Genomic DNA, 461 nt, shown 5'->3' on the forward strand with positions numbered 1-461 from the left:
TAGCGCCCCCGACTTGCTCGTTCTGAGCGTGAAAGACCGGCACCTGGATGTCATGATTTGTCTTTCGATAACAGATCGGGTGTTCACGATCACATCGACTGTCGTAACGCATAACGTCTTTGGGCGCCTCTACATGTTGCCGGTGGGCCTGGTCCATAAGTTACTGGTCAATAGGGACCTCGAGCGTCTGAAACGCGAGACAGGCGCCGCCGCAACGTGATTGTCGACGCCAGCGTCGAGAGGGGTCGCTATCGACCAATTTCCACCTAGCGATTGCAGCTTTTCTAGCTACGCTTGCCAGCAAGAGATTGGTGCAAGTACGCCGACTCCTTAATTGTCTGGCAAGGGAGCCAACAACCATGGATAGCACTCACGGCGTTTACCCATCAGCTACCGTTCTGGTAGTCGACGATACCCCCGATAACCTGATGCTGATCGCCGAGTTGCTCAAGGACAAATAT

1 protein-coding gene is annotated in these 461 nt (G+C 54.0%); it reads left to right on the plus strand.

What is annotated here, in order from left to right; all coding sequences use genetic code 11:
- Positions 1-220, plus strand: a 220-nt coding sequence (locus BK660_RS32350; protein WP_123436484.1) for a DUF2867 domain-containing protein, incomplete at its 5' end; no start/stop codon positions are given.
- Between the last annotated feature and the right edge of the window lie 241 nt (positions 221-461).

Source organism: Pseudomonas brassicacearum (assembly GCF_003732265.1).
Taxonomy (GTDB): domain Bacteria; phylum Pseudomonadota; class Gammaproteobacteria; order Pseudomonadales; family Pseudomonadaceae; genus Aquipseudomonas; species Aquipseudomonas brassicacearum_D.